This is a genomic window from Limnohabitans sp. TS-CS-82, from assembly GCF_002943475.1.
The window spans coordinates 89,632-105,725 of the sequence record NZ_PTQX01000007.1; the positions used below are offsets into that span (position 1 = coordinate 89,632).

General features: G+C 52.7%; 16 protein-coding genes. 8 read left to right on the plus strand and 8 right to left on the minus strand.

What is annotated here, in order from left to right; genetic code table 11:
* Positions 1 to 18: 18 nt before the first annotated feature.
* The gene (locus C5F52_RS14985; RefSeq protein ID WP_104799341.1) at positions 19 to 672 is read left to right on the plus strand and encodes a DedA family protein; all 654 of its coding nucleotides are present in this window, start codon (positions 19 to 21) and stop codon (positions 670 to 672) included.
* Here C5F52_RS14985 and C5F52_RS14990 read toward each other — a convergent pair.
* Genes C5F52_RS14990 through tsaE form a run of 4 tightly spaced genes read right to left on the minus strand, consistent with a single transcriptional unit; the run spans position 669 to position 3,973 of the window.
* On the minus strand, positions 669 to 920 hold the full coding sequence (locus tag C5F52_RS14990) for a VF530 family DNA-binding protein (RefSeq protein WP_104799170.1): 252 nt from the start codon (positions 918 to 920) through the stop codon (positions 669 to 671). The genes C5F52_RS14985 and C5F52_RS14990 overlap by 4 nt on opposite strands.
* Entirely contained in the window at positions 917 to 2,065 is a 1,149-nt protein-coding gene (locus C5F52_RS14995; protein WP_104799171.1) for an aminotransferase class V-fold PLP-dependent enzyme, read from the minus strand. Before C5F52_RS14995 ends, C5F52_RS14990 begins: the two co-directional genes overlap by 4 nt.
* 1 nt (position 2,066) lies before the next feature.
* On the minus strand, positions 2,067 to 3,509 hold the full coding sequence (locus tag C5F52_RS15000; protein WP_104799172.1) for an N-acetylmuramoyl-L-alanine amidase: 1,443 nt from the start codon (positions 3,507 to 3,509) through the stop codon (positions 2,067 to 2,069).
* Positions 3,506 to 3,973, minus strand: a complete 468-nt coding sequence (gene tsaE / locus C5F52_RS15005; protein ID WP_369952224.1) for a tRNA (adenosine(37)-N6)-threonylcarbamoyltransferase complex ATPase subunit type 1 TsaE — start codon at positions 3,971 to 3,973, stop codon at positions 3,506 to 3,508. Before tsaE ends, C5F52_RS15000 begins: the two co-directional genes overlap by 4 nt.
* A gap of 36 nt (positions 3,974 to 4,009) precedes the next feature.
* Between tsaE and queG the strand changes: the two genes are divergently transcribed.
* The gene (gene queG / locus C5F52_RS15010; RefSeq protein WP_236657888.1) at positions 4,010 to 5,089 is read left to right on the plus strand and encodes a tRNA epoxyqueuosine(34) reductase QueG; all 1,080 of its coding nucleotides are present in this window, start codon (positions 4,010 to 4,012) and stop codon (positions 5,087 to 5,089) included.
* 15 nt (positions 5,090 to 5,104) lie between these two features.
* On the opposite strand, the gene C5F52_RS15015 is transcribed toward queG, so the two are convergent.
* From C5F52_RS15015 to C5F52_RS15030, 4 genes are all read right to left on the minus strand, one after another.
* Positions 5,105 to 6,136 (minus strand): YeiH family protein, encoded by a 1,032-nt coding sequence (locus C5F52_RS15015; RefSeq protein ID WP_104799173.1) that lies wholly within the window; start codon positions 6,134 to 6,136, stop codon positions 5,105 to 5,107.
* Positions 6,133 to 7,782: a 3-(methylthio)propionyl-CoA ligase gene (locus C5F52_RS15020; protein WP_104799174.1), complete on the minus strand. Its 1,650-nt coding sequence runs from the start codon at positions 7,780 to 7,782 to the stop codon at positions 6,133 to 6,135. Before C5F52_RS15020 ends, C5F52_RS15015 begins: the two co-directional genes overlap by 4 nt.
* A 90-nt stretch (positions 7,783 to 7,872) precedes the next feature.
* On the minus strand, positions 7,873 to 8,850 hold the full coding sequence (locus C5F52_RS15025; protein WP_201747033.1) for a tripartite tricarboxylate transporter substrate binding protein: 978 nt from the start codon (positions 8,848 to 8,850) through the stop codon (positions 7,873 to 7,875).
* Between the two features lie 164 nt (positions 8,851 to 9,014).
* Positions 9,015 to 10,028, minus strand: a complete 1,014-nt coding sequence (locus C5F52_RS15030) for an AraC family transcriptional regulator (protein ID WP_104799176.1) — start codon at positions 10,026 to 10,028, stop codon at positions 9,015 to 9,017.
* A gap of 148 nt (positions 10,029 to 10,176) precedes the next feature.
* Between C5F52_RS15030 and C5F52_RS15035 the strand changes: the two genes are divergently transcribed.
* The 6 genes from C5F52_RS15035 (at position 10,177) to C5F52_RS15060 (ending at position 15,898) form a co-directional block, all read left to right on the plus strand.
* On the plus strand, positions 10,177 to 11,157 hold the full coding sequence (locus tag C5F52_RS15035; protein ID WP_104799177.1) for a quinone oxidoreductase: 981 nt from the start codon (positions 10,177 to 10,179) through the stop codon (positions 11,155 to 11,157).
* A 10-nt stretch (positions 11,158 to 11,167) separates the two neighbouring features.
* A complete protein-coding gene (locus C5F52_RS15040; RefSeq protein WP_104799178.1) occupies positions 11,168 to 12,025 on the plus strand; it encodes a TauD/TfdA family dioxygenase in 858 nt (285 codons plus the stop codon).
* Positions 12,026 to 12,047: 22 nt separating this feature from the next.
* Positions 12,048 to 13,106 carry a 3-keto-5-aminohexanoate cleavage protein gene (locus C5F52_RS15045; RefSeq protein WP_104799179.1) on the plus strand — a complete coding sequence of 353 codons (1,059 nt, stop codon included), beginning with the start codon at positions 12,048 to 12,050 and terminating at the stop codon, positions 13,104 to 13,106.
* Positions 13,106 to 13,762, plus strand: a complete 657-nt coding sequence (locus C5F52_RS15050) for a DsbA family oxidoreductase (RefSeq protein ID WP_104799180.1) — start codon at positions 13,106 to 13,108, stop codon at positions 13,760 to 13,762. The genes C5F52_RS15045 and C5F52_RS15050 overlap by 1 nt, the downstream gene beginning before the upstream one ends.
* A gap of 16 nt (positions 13,763 to 13,778) precedes the next feature.
* The gene (locus tag C5F52_RS15055) at positions 13,779 to 14,354 is read left to right on the plus strand and encodes an alpha/beta hydrolase (RefSeq protein WP_104799181.1); all 576 of its coding nucleotides are present in this window, start codon (positions 13,779 to 13,781) and stop codon (positions 14,352 to 14,354) included.
* Between the two features lie 305 nt (positions 14,355 to 14,659).
* On the plus strand, positions 14,660 to 15,898 hold the full coding sequence (locus tag C5F52_RS15060) for a porin (protein ID WP_104799182.1): 1,239 nt from the start codon (positions 14,660 to 14,662) through the stop codon (positions 15,896 to 15,898).
* Positions 15,899 to 16,094 lie beyond the last annotated feature (196 nt).

The following is a 16,094-nucleotide window of genomic DNA, read 5'->3' on the forward strand; positions in this document are numbered from 1 at the left end:
GCAGGGATAATGCACGCCATGGAACTTATTACCTTCTTGATCGACTTCATCCTCCACGTGGACCGCTATTTGGAAGCCTTTGTGCAAGCCAACGGCACATGGGTCTATGCCTTGCTGTTTCTCATCATCTTTGTCGAGACCGGTTTGGTGGTGATGCCGTTCTTGCCAGGCGACTCGCTGCTGTTTGTGGTGGGTGCCATGTGCGGCGTGGGCTTGATGGACTATGGCTTGTCCGTGGCTCTGCTGCTCACGGCGGCGGTGGCGGGCAACCAAACCAACTACACGATTGGCCGCTTCTTTGGACCCAAGGTGTTTGCGTGGGAAGACTCCAAGTTTTTCAACCGCCGCGCTTTTGACCAAGCCCATGCGTTTTACGAACGCTATGGCGGCGTGACCTTGATCGCCGCGCGCTTCATGCCCTTTGTGCGCACCTTTGCGCCCTTTGTGGCCGGCGTGGCGCAGATGACGCGTCGCAAGTTCACCTTCTTTGACGTCACGGGTGGCGCGTTGTGGGTGGGCGGCATCGTGACGGCGGGTTACTTCTTTGGCAACATCCCATGGGTCAAAACCCATTTGGACAAAATCATTTGGGCGATGATTTTTATTCCGGGTGCCTTGGCCATTTATGGCTCGTGGAAAGCCTCACGCTCAGCGCAAATTAAAGCTGATTAAAACCCGCGTTCTTCGCGGCGCATATCGCGCAGCATGAACAAGTACAGACTTTCCACCTTCTCACGTGCCCAAGGTGTTTTGCGCAAAAACTTGAGGCTGGAGCCCACACTCGGGTCATGCGTGAAGCAGCGGATGTTGATGCGATCGCCTAAGCCTTCCCAGCCGTAATAGTCAGCCAGCTCGGTGACGATTTTTTCCAACGTCATGCCGTGTAGCGGGTTTTTGGGTTGTGCGGGTGTGTCGGTCATGGTGTGAGGTCTGAAAGGTTTGACACGGCGTCGAGCAAACGTGCGATTTCTTCGTCTGTGGTGGTGGTGTGCGCTGAAATTCGCACAACATTTGCTAACCCCCGCGCCCGCATGTCGAGTGGCGTGAAGGCCGTGCCGTTGACGGCAACCTCAATCCCTTGTTGGGCTAGGTGTGTTCGCACAGCGTCTGAGGTGAGGTCTTGTGCTGTGAAGGCAATCAAACCAGAAAACTGTGTACCTACATCATGGCTTTGGATATGCGGCATGCGTTGCAAGGCTTCGCGAATCTTGCTGGCTTTACTTTGTACTTGGGTTTGAATCGTGTCTAAACCTTGTACGAGCGCCTCTTGAATCGCTTGCCCTAAACCTAAGCGAGCGGCCATGTTGGCTTCGGATGTTTCAAAGCGCCTTGCATCGTCACGCAGTTGGTACTGACCGTTGATCAGAGGTGTAGAAAAATGGTCCAGCGCCGCAGGTTGAAGCGCTGGAAGAAAACCACGCCGAACATACAACAAACCTGTGCCGCGTGGGCCGCGCAGCCACTTGCGACCTGGTGTGGTGAGGACATCGCAATTCAGTGCACGCACGTCAACCGGCATTTGTCCCACGGCTTGTGCCGCATCCAAAAAGAAGGGGATCTTGGCCGCATGTGCCAAAGCGCCTACCTGTGCCGCGGGCTGAATGAGGCCGCCATTGGCTGGCAGCCATGTGAGTGAAATTAAGCGCACGCGGTGGTCAAGCATGGCTGCCAATTGCGTCAAGCAAACTTCGCCGCTCGGTGTGCTGGGGATTGTTTCAACCGCAGCGCCATCCCGCTGTGCGATGTGCGTCAAGGCTGCGTAGTTGCCGCCCCATTCGCTGCGTCCCACCAAGATGCGATCACCTGGGGCGAAGTGCAGGCAATTCATCACTTCGCGCCAACCACGAGAGTGGCTGTCTGTGAGGGCGATTTCATCGGCATCGCAACTCAAAAGTTGGGCCGCATGTGTGTAAACGGCGGCCAACGCCTTGTGCTGATGCGTCGCCGCACCATACCCACCTAAACGGGTTTCTAGGTGCAAATGCGAGACCATGACATCGACCGTGGATGCCGACATCAGCGATGCCCCTGCGTGATTGAAGTAGGCCAAGGGCTGTACGTTCATCTTAAGTGTTGCGGGTTTTGGCCAACGGTGGATTGCGTGAGAAATAGCGCTCAATGCCTTTCATCAGCGCATCGGCCAAATCGTTTTGGTATTGGGGGCTGACCAAACGTTTCTCTTCTTCGGGGTTGCTGATGAAGGCGGTTTCCACCAACACGCTGGGAATGTCGGGCGCTTTCAACACGGCGAAACCCGCTTGCTCCACGCGGCCTTTGTGCAGTTTGCCAATGTGTTTGATTTGCCCCAGCATGGCGCTGCCGAGTTTGAGGCTGTCTTTGATTTGTGCGGTGGTGCTCATGTCAAGCAGGGCGCGTTGCACGGCGGCATCTTGGCTCTTGATGTTCAAGCCGCCAATCAAGTCGGCTCGGTTTTCTTGCTTGGCCATCCACTTGGCAGCAGCGCTGGAAGCTGCACCATCGCTCAGGGCAAACACGCTGGCGCCTTTGGCTTCGGGGGTTTGAAACGCGTCTGCATGGATGCTGATGAACAAGTCAGCTTGCACCCGTCTGGCTTTTTCCACGCGCTGTTGCAGCGGTACAAAGTAGTCGGCATCGCGTGTGAGGTAGGCCCGCATAGGCAAGTTGCCGTGCTTGGTTTTGATGACGGTGTTGTTGATGCGGTCACGCAAGCGGTGCGCAATTTTCAGCACCACATCTTTTTCGCGTGTGCCGCTAGGGCCTGATGCGCCAGGGTCCTCGCCGCCGTGGCCGGGGTCGAGGGCCACGATGATGAAACGCTCGCTGTTCTGTTGTTGGTTGACCGATGCCGCGGTGGTGATGGGCGCAGACGCGGTGGGTGCCGCAGGCGAGGGCAGCTCGGGTGTTGCGTTGGGCTTGGCCATCAAATCACCCACAGGGTCGGCACGTGTGCCCAATTTAGACGCAGAGGGTGTGGGCGTGGCCGTCATCGACGGCGCATTGAAGGCCGTGCCACCTTTGAGCTTGTCCACAATCAAAGCTTCCAGTGGGTCGGCCACATCAGACGGGTAGAGGTCGAGTACCAAGCGGTGTTGGTACTGGGTGTTGCCTGTTTTAACGGGCAACAAATTGAACACTTGCGGCTTGACCATCTGGCGAAGGTCTAACACCAAGCGCACAGTTTTGTTGGCGTATTGGCCCACGCGCACACCCGTGATGTACGGGTCGTCCGAGCGCACTTTGCCCACCAGTTCTTTGAGGGCAGGGTTGAGCTCAATGCCTTCAATGTCCACGGCCAGACGCGGTGGGTTGGCCACAAAAATGGGCACGGTTTTCAGCGCCGTGTCGCTTTCAATCGTCACGCGTGTGTAGGCCGCAGCGGGCCACACGCGCACGGCCACGATGCTGGCGCCCCAAGCAATGTCGGCACTGCCCAAGAGCAATGCGAGCGAGCCGCCTTGAAGCAAGCGGCGTCGATCAATACCTCGAGGTGCTTGAGGATGCACTGGGTCGACGTGTGGCTGCGTCATGCCAGCAACTCCTGCCCGCGCGCGGTGAGGGCGCTGACGCGCACTTGGCGTTGCTCGGTGTCATCCACTTGGATGTCGAGTTCAAGGTCTGGCGTGGGCATCACGCCTGCGGCGTTTTGCGGCCATTCGCACAGTTTCAGACCTGCGCTGGCGAAGATGTCACGAAAGCCAGCGTCTTCCCACTCGCGTGGGTCGCTGAAACGGTAAAAGTCAAAGTGCCACACCTCGCCCGCATTCACGGTGTAGGGTTCAACCACGGCATAGGTCGGGCTTTTGATGCGGTCCTCGACGCCCAAGGCGCGCAGCAGGTGGCGCACAAAGGTGGTTTTGCCTGCGCCCAGGTCGCCATGCAAGGCGATGCAAGCATTCAGGTTGGCGCGTGTCAATGCGGCGGCCAGCTGCGTGGCAAACGCAGCGGTGGCGGCTTCATCGGGCCAAACCAGAGTTTTTACAATGGGCGAAATAGTCAAAGGTGTCCGTTGTCAATCGATTACAAATTGTTGCTCACGCAAATTCAGGCTCTAGGGCAAACACTGGGATTTTCGCAAATTGCGGTGGCCCCTTTGGACCTGTCCTCGGCCGAGCCACATTTGCAACATTGGCTGGCCCAAAACTTCCACGGCAGCATGGACTATATGGCCCGTCATGGCATGAAGCGCGCGCGTCCTGCCGAGCTGGTGCCAGGCACCTTGAGCGTGCTGACCGCCCGCATGAACTACCTGCCGCGCGACACCACCGAGGGCTGGCAAGACGCCGAGTGGCAACGCTTGCGTAACCCTGCTGAGGCCGTGGTGTCGGTCTACGCCAGAGGGCGCGACTATCACAAGGTGCTGCGTAACCGGCTCGACACCCTGGCTCAGCAAATTGACGCATTGCTGGCTGATACCTTGAAACCCAGTGGTTTTGAATACCGCGCCTTCACCGACTCAGCGCCTGTGATGGAGGCCGAGCTGGCCACACGCAGTGGCCAAGGCTGGCGCGGCAAACACAGCTTGGTGCTCAACCGCGAAGCGGGCTCGATGTTTTTCTTGGGCGAGATTTTCCTGAATGTGGCCTTGCCTGCGTCCGAACCCACCAGCGCACACTGCGGCCAATGCACCGCTTGTATGGATGTGTGCCCCACGCAAGCCATCGTGGCCGAAGGCTTGGTCGATGCGCGCCGTTGCATTTCGTATTTAACGATTGAGCACGACGGCGCCATCGACGAAGCACTGCGCCCTTTGATGGGCAACCACATCTACGGCTGCGATGACTGCCAACTGATATGCCCTTGGAACAAGTTTGCTCAAAGCTCTAGCTTGCCCGACTTCGATGTGCGTGCTGGCTTGGTGGGGCAGGGCATGGCGCGCTTGTTGGCGTGGACCGAAGCAGAGTTTTTGCGTTACACCGAAGGCAGCCCCATTCGTCGCATTGGCCATGTGCGCTGGTTGCGTAATTTGGCCGTGGCTGCAGGCAATGCACTGCGCCAAGCCGACGATGCAGCGCTACGCGCTGCGTTGCAAGCGCACCTCACGCACCCGAGTGAGGTGGTGCGGGAGTGCGTGGAGTGGGCGCTGACGCAAGGCCTAATCGGAGCTTAGGTCTTGCGTTGCGGCTTACTGCATCGGAAAAAATTTCAATATGACCGTCACAAGTACGACAAGAAATAAGGTTTCTAACACCATCAGAACGACAGGTCTCCACCCCACACTTTGTATGTCTTTCAAGTGAGTCTTCATCCCAATCGCTCCCATGGATGCAACCAAGAACCACCGAGATAGAGTACTGCCTCCCTCTACAACCAACGGCGGCAAAAAATGAAGACCATTCGCAATGACAAGAATTGCAAAGACGATGGCAAAGCCAGGAAGAAGCGGCGGATGTGCTGCAATTGCAACAGATTGTTCGCTATATGACTCTGGTAATTTAAGAGGCAAGATTCTCGTTAACCATGCTGCAACGACGATGACAGGAACCAACATGGCCACACGCATGAGCTTAATCAATGTGGCTACATCGCCCGTTTCTGCGCTCATGCTATAGCCGGCGCCCACAACCTGTGCAACATCATGGATCGTTGCACCAAGAAAAAAACCGGCTAATTTGGCGTTGAATCCCATCCAATTCGCAAACATTGGATAAATCACCATCGCTAGCGTGGACAGCGTGCTTACGCTGATAACGACAAACAACGTGGCGCGATCCTTGTGTGGATGTTGAGGAAATGCTGCTGCAATAGCCATTGCGGCTGACGCACCACATATGCCAACAGACCCTCCAGATAAAAAACCAAAAAAAGGCTGAAATCCAAATAGTCGCGACACCAGTACGCCAAAGGCGATGGTTGAAGCCACAGTTAACACAACCATCACAACCGGCATCCATCCAAGTGCCTGAACTTGACCAATCGTAATTTTCAGACCTAGTAGCGCAACTCCCCAGCGCAGAATTTGACGGGCAGCAAAATCAATTCCTGACTTACAGCGGCCTTCCTCAGACAAGAAGTTCACACTCATGCCTAAGAGCAAGGCAAACAGCATTACAGGTGCTTGATAGTGCTCCGCCAGAAACAAGGCCGCTATCGCGACCAGCGTAACCATGGCCAACCCAGGCCACAGTCTTAATAGATGTGGCAAACCTAACATCATGATTTAAGACTTTGAAGTAGATGATCTTGGAATTGTTCGCGCAGGCGATGCTTGAGTATTTTTCCAGTTGCACCCAAAGTGATTGCATCGACAAACACCACGTCATCTGGTGTCCACCAATTGGCGATTTTCCCTTTGTAAAAGGCAATTAGTTCATCACGATCTACGTGGGCATCAGGTTTTTTAACCACAATGAGCAATGGGCGTTCGTCCCATTTCGGGTGCCGAGCGGCAATGCAAGCAGCCATTGCCACTGCGGGATGCGCCATGGCAATGTTTTCCAAATCGATTGAGCCAATCCACTCTCCGCCTGACTTGATAACGTCCTTGCTTCGATCGGTGATGTTCATAAAACCATCAGCGTCGATGGTGGCTACATCACCAGTGGGAAACCAGCCATGCCCAGCAGCGTCGTGAACTATAGGCGTTTCATTCTCGTTTCCCATGTACTTAGCTACCACCCATGGACCGCGCACGAGTAACTCGCCAGAGGTTTTGCCATCCCATGGCATTTCTTGGCCATGCGTATCTACGATCTTCATGTCAATGCCAAATACGGCACGCCCTTGCTTAGCTTGCACATCGCGGCGTTGCGAGAGAGGCCAATCCAATTGGGATCCCTTGAGAATGCCGACTGTGCCTATGGGGCTGAGTTCTGTCATTCCCCATGCGTGAATCACTTGAACACTATAGGTATCTTCAAAGGCCTGCATCATGGCCGGGGGGCAAGCAGAGCCACCGATGATGGTTCTGCGCATTGACGTGAAGTGCAAATTTTTGGCTTGCACATGCGACAGTAAACCTTGCCAAACAGTGGGCACGCCTGCCGATAGGGTGACGCCCTCTGCCTCGAACAACTCATAGAGAGATTGGCCGTCCAAGCCAGGTCCTGGCAGCACCAGCTTGGCTCCTACCATGCACGCTGAGTAAGGCAGGCCCCAAGCATTTACATGGAACATTGGGACGACAGGCAAGATGGTATCCCTCGCGGAGAGGTTAAGCGCATCGGGTAAGGCTGAAGCGTAGGTGTGTAAGACCGTAGATCGGTGGCTATACAAAACCCCTTTGGGGTGACCAGTTGTGCCACTTGTGTAGCAAAGGCTTGAGGCTGCGTTTTCGTCTAGGTGAGGCCAGACAAAGTCACCATCAAACGTGCTTAACAAGTCTTCGTAGCAAAGTAGATCGGGAATGCCGCTGTTCTCTGGCATATGCGCGCGATCGGTCATGAGCACAAAGTGTTTGATCGAAGGCAGCTTAGTTGCCACGGCCGCTACTAAGGGCAGGAATGTTGCGTCAAAGCACAGAATCTGATCTTGTGCATGCTCCACGATCCAAGCAAGCTGATCTGGATGCAGTCGGGGGTTAAGCGTGTGCAAGACAGCGCCCATGCCTGAAACACCGTAATACAGCTCCAGATGGCGATGGCCATTCCAAGCTAGTGTGGCCACGCGTTGACCAGATGAGACGCCCAGATTGGTCATGGCTTGCGCTACGCAACGTGATCGCTTAGCCAAATCCTGATAGCTATAGCGGTGGATGCCACCTTCGACTAATCTTGAAACAACTAATTGGTCCCCATGATGACGTTCGGCATGAAGAAGCAATGAAGAGATCAGCAGCGGTTGCTGCATCATTTGACCTAACATAAGTACCTGCTAATAATTGAATGAGCACAAATCTTCACTTGCGACGTACAGACGTCGAAAGTGAGGGCTATCAAAAAATGGGAAAGTAAATCAGTTCAGCTGAATGCCGAACTGCTTGACGATGGTGGCGTTGCGTTCAAAGTCATTTTTTACAGACTGAATCAACTGTTGCTGACTCCAATCTTCTGCAGACTCAAAGCCTGTAGCAAACATGCGGCCGCGAAACTTTGGATTGTTTGCAACATTGCGAACAGCGTTGTGAATTTTCTCTTGCACATCAGTAGGAACGGCAGAGGAAACGACCACACCCAACCAGTTTGAGAAATTCAGTTCGGGGTAGCCCAACTCTGTCAAGGTCGGTACATCAGGCAGTTGGCTTAAACGCGATTTGGTTGCCACTGCATATGGTTGGAGTTTGCCTGCTGCAATCAAATTTCGAGAGGTAGCGATTCCATCAAACATGAGAGGAATTTGACCGCCCATCACTTGTGCCAAAGCCGGGGGGGAGCCCTGAAAAGGAACATGTTGAAGATCAAGCCCCAGTTTTTGGTTGAGGATCATGCCAGCGTAGTGCGAGATCGTGCCAGTGCTGTAAGAGGCGTAGCTCAAATTACCATGATTTTTTTTGGCATACGACACGAATGACTGGAAGTCCTTGGCGGGCACGTTTGGTGCCCCAACCATGACAAGGCTGGATCGCGCGATGATGCCAATAGGGCGCACGTCTTTGAGCGGATCAAAGCTTGTCTTCATGACGTGTGGAATTTCTGTGAGCACATTGCTTGCCGTCACCATGAGCGTTAGTCCATCCGCGGGGGCGCTGCGCATAGCCTGTATGGCAATGCCTCCTCCTGCGCCTGGGCGATTGTCAATAATCATGGGTTGTCCTACGTCAGCAGCCAGCTGGTCAGCTAGCATGCGTGCAATCACATCCATTGTCCCACCTGCAGGAGCTGGCACCAGTATTCGAACGGGCTTGTCGGTCCAAGCCGTTGCTGGTAATGCAATCAATCCTCCCAAAATACCCATCAGCACTTGGCAACCTATGGCCTTTAAGTTCGCAGTCATTCGCATGTTGTCTCCTCGTTTATTCAGATTTATCTAGGATCTTTGACCGATCCGGTTGAAATACTTACGAAGACCGGATTGTTCTCAAAGAGTGTTCGACTGACTTATCAATTCACGACAATCGCTTGTCTTTATGCGACTTTCAGGGTTCACACCTAGCTGCTTCAAACCGTGTTCTTGGCGCGCATCTCAGTTGGCGAGCATTCAAACTGAGTGGTAAACCAACGGGTGAATGAGCTGAGATTAGAGTACCCCAATTGCTCGGCCACACGCCCCATGGAATGTGTGGTGTTGACAACATAACGTTGTGCTAGCTCTCGGCGTACATCATTCAGTACCTGCGAAAAACTCAGCTCCATTTCATCTAGTCGCCTTTGCAACGTGCGAACGTTGATGCCTAAACCCGAGGCAATTTGCTCCACGCTGGCACGCCCCATTGGCAAGAGAAGATAGGCTGAACGTCTCACATCAAGCAATATTGAGTTTTGGCCAGCTTTTGGGATCGCATCTATGAAAGATTGTGCGTAGCTAGCCATGGCAGCATCTGCATGCGCGTTGGGCTTGTCCATATCTGACTTGAGACATGTCAGTCCATTGAAGTCGCTGTCAAAGTGCAATGGGCAGCCTAGGTAGCGTCGGTAGGCATTCAACTCGGTCTTTGCTGAATGAGTGAAGTGTGCAGAAACGGGGCGCCAGTGTTCCCCAAGGATGGCGCGAAAAATCAGCATCAGAACTCCGACAGCCATTTCTGTGGCTTGTTGGTTGCCCAAAGGAGTATCAGTCATCAGCTCTTCCCGAATCAGGGTGTGCTTGCCGACATCCTCAATGTGCATGCCTAAAGCTTCATTCAGCAAATGTCGGTATTGCGCGATGGTGTGTAGCGCCATTCGTGTTGAGGGCTGGTGGGTGAGTAATAAGCTAATTGGCCCAAAGTCTGACAGCAGGCGAGCCTGTGCCATTTGAAAGCCAAACGTGCTGCACCCGCTCTCATTGGCGGACATCTCTAGTAAGGCTACTGCGCTTTGAAATGGGATCAATTGGGTCGGCGATTGCAGCATCTTTTGCGTTAGCCCAACCTTGCGCAACAAAGGTTGAGGGTTCAATCCAACGCCTTTAGCGACTTCGCCGTAGTGTGAAAGTACAGCTGCGCGTACCTGCAAAACATTTTGATTTTTCATTGCGATGTCTCTCTTCTCGCTGAGATCGGCGTCCTGTCGATCTTTGTGGTTGTCAGCAAATGCTAATTCAAAGTCATGAACTGGTAAATATGTAAATCCATGACGAATCTAAATTACACGTATCAAATTCAAATCAGGAGACTAGAAGATGGCAAAAGTCGTGACTTTTTCACAAGTTGGAGGTCCCGAAGTCTTGCGGTACATCGATTCAGATGTCGCTGAACCTGGGGTGGGGCAAGTTCGCTTGCGACAAGTTGCAGCAGGTTTGAACTTCGCTGATACCTATTTTCGAAACGGCACCTACCCTGTGCCACTGCCAAGCGGTATGGGCGTTGAAGGGGCGGGCGTTGTCGAGGCTATTGGTCCAGACGTCACGCAGGTGAAGGTGGGTGACCGAGTGACTTACACAGGCTTCATCAACACATTGGGTGCATACAGCACAGAACGCTTGGTTCCAGCATCCTCGCTGATGAGGCTGCCAGATGCAATTTCATTTGAAACTGCGGCTGCCATGACGATGCGTGGCTTGACATCGGCTTATTTGATGCGTCGTATCTATGACTTCAAACCGGGTGACACCATTTTGCTTCACGCGGCTGCTGGTGGTGTTGGTCTCATCGTTTCACAATGGGCAAAGCTGTTGGGTTTGACGGTGATCGGGACCGTTTCAACCGAAGAAAAGTCAGCCATCGCGCGTGCGCATGGCTGTGACTACACCATCAATTACAGCCACGAGGATGTTGCCAAGCGTGTGCGTGAACTGACCAATGGCATCGGCGTCGATGTCGTGTTCGACAGCGTCGGTAAATCGACGTTTCTCTCCTCGCTCGACTCGCTGCGGCGGCGAGGATTGATGGTTTGTGTCGGCACATCAAGCGGGACGATTGATGGTTTCAATCCGAACTTATTGGCGCAGAAAGGATCGCTCTATCTCACTCGACCAGCGTTGGCCGATTACATCTCTGATTCATCGGAGAAAACCGAATTGGCAGGTGAAATTTTCGAACACATTGCGGCAGGGCGCATTCGCATCGAGATAAATCAGCGATACGCATTAAGTGATGCAGTACAGGCTCACCGTGATCTTGAAGCGCGAAAGACCACCGGGTCATCAATTTTTGTCATTTGAGGGGACCTATATGCGTGTTGAACCACTGACGTGCGCTATCGGCGCTGAGCTAATGAATGTCAACCTTGCTGATGCTGTTCGCGATGACGGATTGTTTCAGGAAATCTATGCTGCCTTACTTCAATGCAAGGTGCTGTTCGTCCGCGACCAGACCCTTGAGAAGCTTTCACGCTTGGACCATATGGCCTTCGCTCAAAAGCTCGGGCTGCTAGAAGATCATCCGATGGTGCCTAGCCATCCAGAAGCTCCGGGACTTGTGCAGATATACAAGAACCCTGACAGTCAAATTGATCGCTATGAGAACGCGTGGCACACAGATGGCACCTTTCGTGAAAAACCAGCGCTGGGGTGTGTCTTACGTTGCATCGAATGCCCGCCTGTAGGAGGCGACACCATGTGGGCCAATATGGCGTTGGCCTATGAGAAATTGCCTAGTCGCGTCAAAGAAGAAATCGGTGGTTTGATAGCTAACCATAGCTTTAACTCATCCTTTGCGGCTGCTATGCCTATCGACAAGCGCTTGGCGATGAAGGCGCAATATCCTGACACCGAGCATCCAGTGGTGCGCACCCATCCTGATACGGGAGAAAAAATACTCTTTGTTAATGGATTCACCACACACTTTGTCAATTACCACACAAAGGACAAGGTCCGCCATGGCCAAGATTTCAACCAAGGTGCAGGGGATCTGTTGCAGTACTTGATCAGCCAAGCGTATATCCCGGAATATCAAGTGCGTTGGCGTTGGAAACCTTACAGCGTTGCGATCTGGGATAACCGCAGCACACAGCACTACGCCGTGATGGACTACCCACCTTGCCATCGCAAGATGGAACGAGCTGGCATTGTCGGAACAAAACCTTTCTAACGTTTATTTTTGGAGACACTTCATGCATTTTGTAGACGGACACCTTTTTCCTGAAAATCAGGAAAAACTCATCATCACTGCAGCGCCCTATGGTCCTGAATGGATCCCCTCAGACTACCCTGAAGACATTCCTGTCACCATGCAAGAGCAGATACAAAAAGCTGTGGATTGCTATAACGCTGGAGCTACTGTGCTTCACTTGCATGTGCGCGAAGAAGATGGCAAGGGCAGCAAGCGTTTGTCTAAATTTAACGAATTGATAGCTGGTGTGCGCAAGGCTGTGCCGGATATGGTCATTCAGGTTGGTGGATCTATTTCATTTGCCCCCGAATCTGATGGATCTATTGCCAAATGGCTTTCGGACGATACGCGCCATATGTTGGCTGAGCTTGACCCTAAGCCCGATCAAGTAACGGTCACTATCAATACCACACAAATGAACGTGACCGAACACATGGAAGATGCTGATATTGCGGGTACCTCCATGGCAACGCCTGAAGGTCGACGTGCTTACAGCGAGATGGTCGTGCCTTCTAACCCTGCTTGGTACGAAGAGCACATCCGCCGTTTGAGTGCAGCAGGTATCCAGAGCGCGTTCCAGTTTTACAATCTGAATAGTTTTGAAACGGTCGAGCGCTTAATGCGCCGCGGTGTTTACAAAGGCCCTCTGGTGTGCAACTGGGTCGCTATCAGTGGCGGTATGGATGCCCCCAACATCTACAATTTAGCCAACTTCCTGCGTGCGATTCCCGATGGTACAAATCTCACAGTGGAAAGCAGCATGCGCAACGTGCTGCCAATTAACTTGATGGGCATGTCTATGGGCTTGCATGTACGTTGTGGCATTGAAGACAACCTGTGGAATCAATCGCGCACAGCCAAGATGACGACGGTGGAACAGATTGAGCAACTGGTACGTATCTCGCGTGAGTTTGGTCGTCAGGTTGCCACGGGCAAGGAAGCACGGGAAATCTTAAAAATTGGTGTGTTCTACGACACAGTCGAAGAGTCACTTGCAGCTAATGGCTTCTCGCCCAATCGCAACGGTGCCAATCAAGGCTTTTTGCGAAAATCTGTTTGATGAATACCACTGGACAGTTCGTGCAAGTCGATGCTTATTTCGATTTGATCTGTCCTTGGTGTTGGATCGGTAAGCACTATTTCGAGACAGCTTGCGCTAGGCTGAGCGAGTTAGAGCCCGAGTTGTCTGTCAAAGTACGTTGGCACTCGGTGCAACTGATTCCGCATCTGCCGCCGCAAGGTTTGCCGTATCAGACGTTTTACGAACATCGCCTAGGAAGCTCCGACGCTGTTCGCGTGCGTCAAGCACAGGTGCAAGTCTCAGCAACGCGCGCTGGGCTCACGATTGAATTTGCGCGGATAAAGGTTTTATCTAATACGTGGTTTGCGCACCGTTTATTGGCCTCCGCCGAGCAACAGTTGTCGCTTCAGGCGTTGCAAGCTTTGCAAGAAGCACTGTTCGTCGCCTACTTTGTAGAAGGTCGTGATTTGGGCGATGCCAGCGTATTGAAAAGACTTGCCGAGACGCATGGCGTTGATCAGTCGACCATTGAGTGGTTTGATGAGCCGACAGTCTGGGGTGAACACAGCGGCGTGTCGTGGGTGCCTTATTTTGTGTTTAACAAGGCCGAGGTTTTGTCTGGAGCTCAGGCACCGGAAATTATTTTGTCGACCATGTTACGCAGTGCGGCTCTGGGTCAGGTTCCTCTTGCGTGAGTGTCTTTTTCGGTCTATGCCTAGAAATTCTTTTATCTCTCCCACGGTCTTGATCATTCCTGGCTTGCGAGATCATGTGCCAACGCACTGGCAAACATTGCTTGCTCAACAACTTGCCAAAGTTTGCGTTGTGCCACCGATGGGGCGGGCAGATCTTGACTGCAACAAGCGTGTGTGTGCTATCGAAGCTGCCATGATCGCGATTCAGGGACCTGTGGTGCTTGTGGCTCATAGTGGTGGATGTGTGATGGTGGCGCATTGGGCTCGTACCAGTCAACATGCGCATCGTGTGTTGGGGGCCTTGCTGGCAACACCTCCCGATTTCGAACTGCCCATGCCTGAAGGTTATCCATCTTTGACCATGCTCCAGTCCGGTGGCTGGTTGCCAGTTCCTCGCCAAGTTCTTCCATTTCGTAGTTTGGTTGCTACCAGCACAAATGATCCGCTAGGGCAGCAGGACCGAGTTGTGAAACTGGCCCAAGACTGGGGTAGCGAAATCATCGACCTTGGTGGGGTGGGGCACTTGAATCCTGCTTTTGGTTTTGGTGAGTGGGCTTTAGCAGAAACATTGATTGCACGACTTTCACGGTAACAAGTGATTGATGAATTTTGTTTGGTCAGTTAGGCAAGCTAGCGTCCAAATTTGCAATTTGCGTTTTCATGCGCAGCAAGCTGCATGCGAAGACGGTGCTTGAGTCTTCGGGTTGACTGGTCGAAGAATGGTCACAGGGTTATCCCGTGAACCGAGTGGCATCGTCGCTATTTGGTAAATGAATGTCACGAATTGGTAAATTTGATTTATCCAATTCAAGAAGAATTGCATTCTGAAATTCAAGGCATATCCATCTCTCGAATGGCCGTCCGACTTTCATCAACTTAATTCAACGAGGAGACTTCATGAACAAGAAAATGACACTTTTGGCCGCAGCTGCACTGACCTGCATTGGTGCTGCACAAGCACAATCAACAGGCCCTGCGCCATCGCAAAACAACATCACGATTTACGGTGCGCTTGACGGCGGCGTGCTGAGCTCATCCACCAGCGCAACTATCTATGCTCCCGCGCTCATCTCTGGAACTGCTGATAAAGGTAAGTTCACTGGGTTCAAGGATGGTGGTATCGGTGGTAGCAACGTCGGCATCAAAGGCGAGCGTGATATGGGTAACGGCAACAAAGCCTTTTTTCAATTGCAAGGCAACCTTAAGCTCAATGATGGTGCAACAGGTGGCGCTAACTCGGCGGGTACGACAACCAACTTCAACCAGATGGCTTATGTAGGTATGTCGGGCAAGGCAGGTAATTTGAAACTTGGCCGTCAAGTCGCTCCCATGTATTTCGCCATGGCCAGTACCGATGCGCGTGGTGCTCGCTATTTCGGTTCTACGTTGACAGCACTGGTCGGCATGAATAGCGCCACGAATGCATGGAACGGTGCAGGTGGAGCGATGTTTGGTAATGTTTACAACGACAACTCTGTTAGTTATACCGCCCCGAAATTGGGTGACACCACAATCACTTTGCAGCACGTCTTCGGTAGCACCAATGGTGATATCAGTGCCAACTCTCAGGATTCTGTTACAGCCATGTACAGCGCTGGAGACTTGCGTCTGTCAGGTGTGTACTACACCGGTAAAGGCAACGGTTACAGCTTCGCGACAACAGCAACCGCATCCGGTGGCTTGGGCTATACGGCAGCCAATGCAGGTGCAAGCGGTTTCTCAAACAATGCAAACACCAACCGCCTTATGTCTTTGGGGGCGCTTTACACCACTGGCTTGTGGACCATGAGTGCGGCACTCTTTGATGGAAAAAATCCTGACAACACCAACAAAGTCACAGGCGGTAGTACTCACATGACGGCCTCCGCTTTTGGTCTCGCTTACAAGCTAACCTCAGAGATGACTGTGTCGGGTGGCTACTACAGCCTCAAGGACAAAACCAACGATGGTAATAAGGCGAATCAGACGGCTGTCAGCTTGGACTACACCATGTTTAAAGACACCATCGTTTATGTGCAGGCAGCCAGTACCAGCAACACCGGCAGCAACATGAACCTCAGCCCAATCTTTGGTACACCTGTGGCCGCTGGCAAAGGTAACCATGCCACTATGTTTGGTATGCGTTATACGTTCTGATCGTTCAACATCGCATGATTATTAACTCATGCATTTTTCAAGGTATTGGGGGCCAGTAGGCCCCCTTTTTTATTTGAACGCTAATGAACTTCCGAAGTTATTGAGTAGAAGAATTAACGCTTCAAAGATGATCGAGACAACTACTCAAATTGTCTAATCCTTACAAAACGTTTTATGTCGCTCTTTGCGGTTGTAT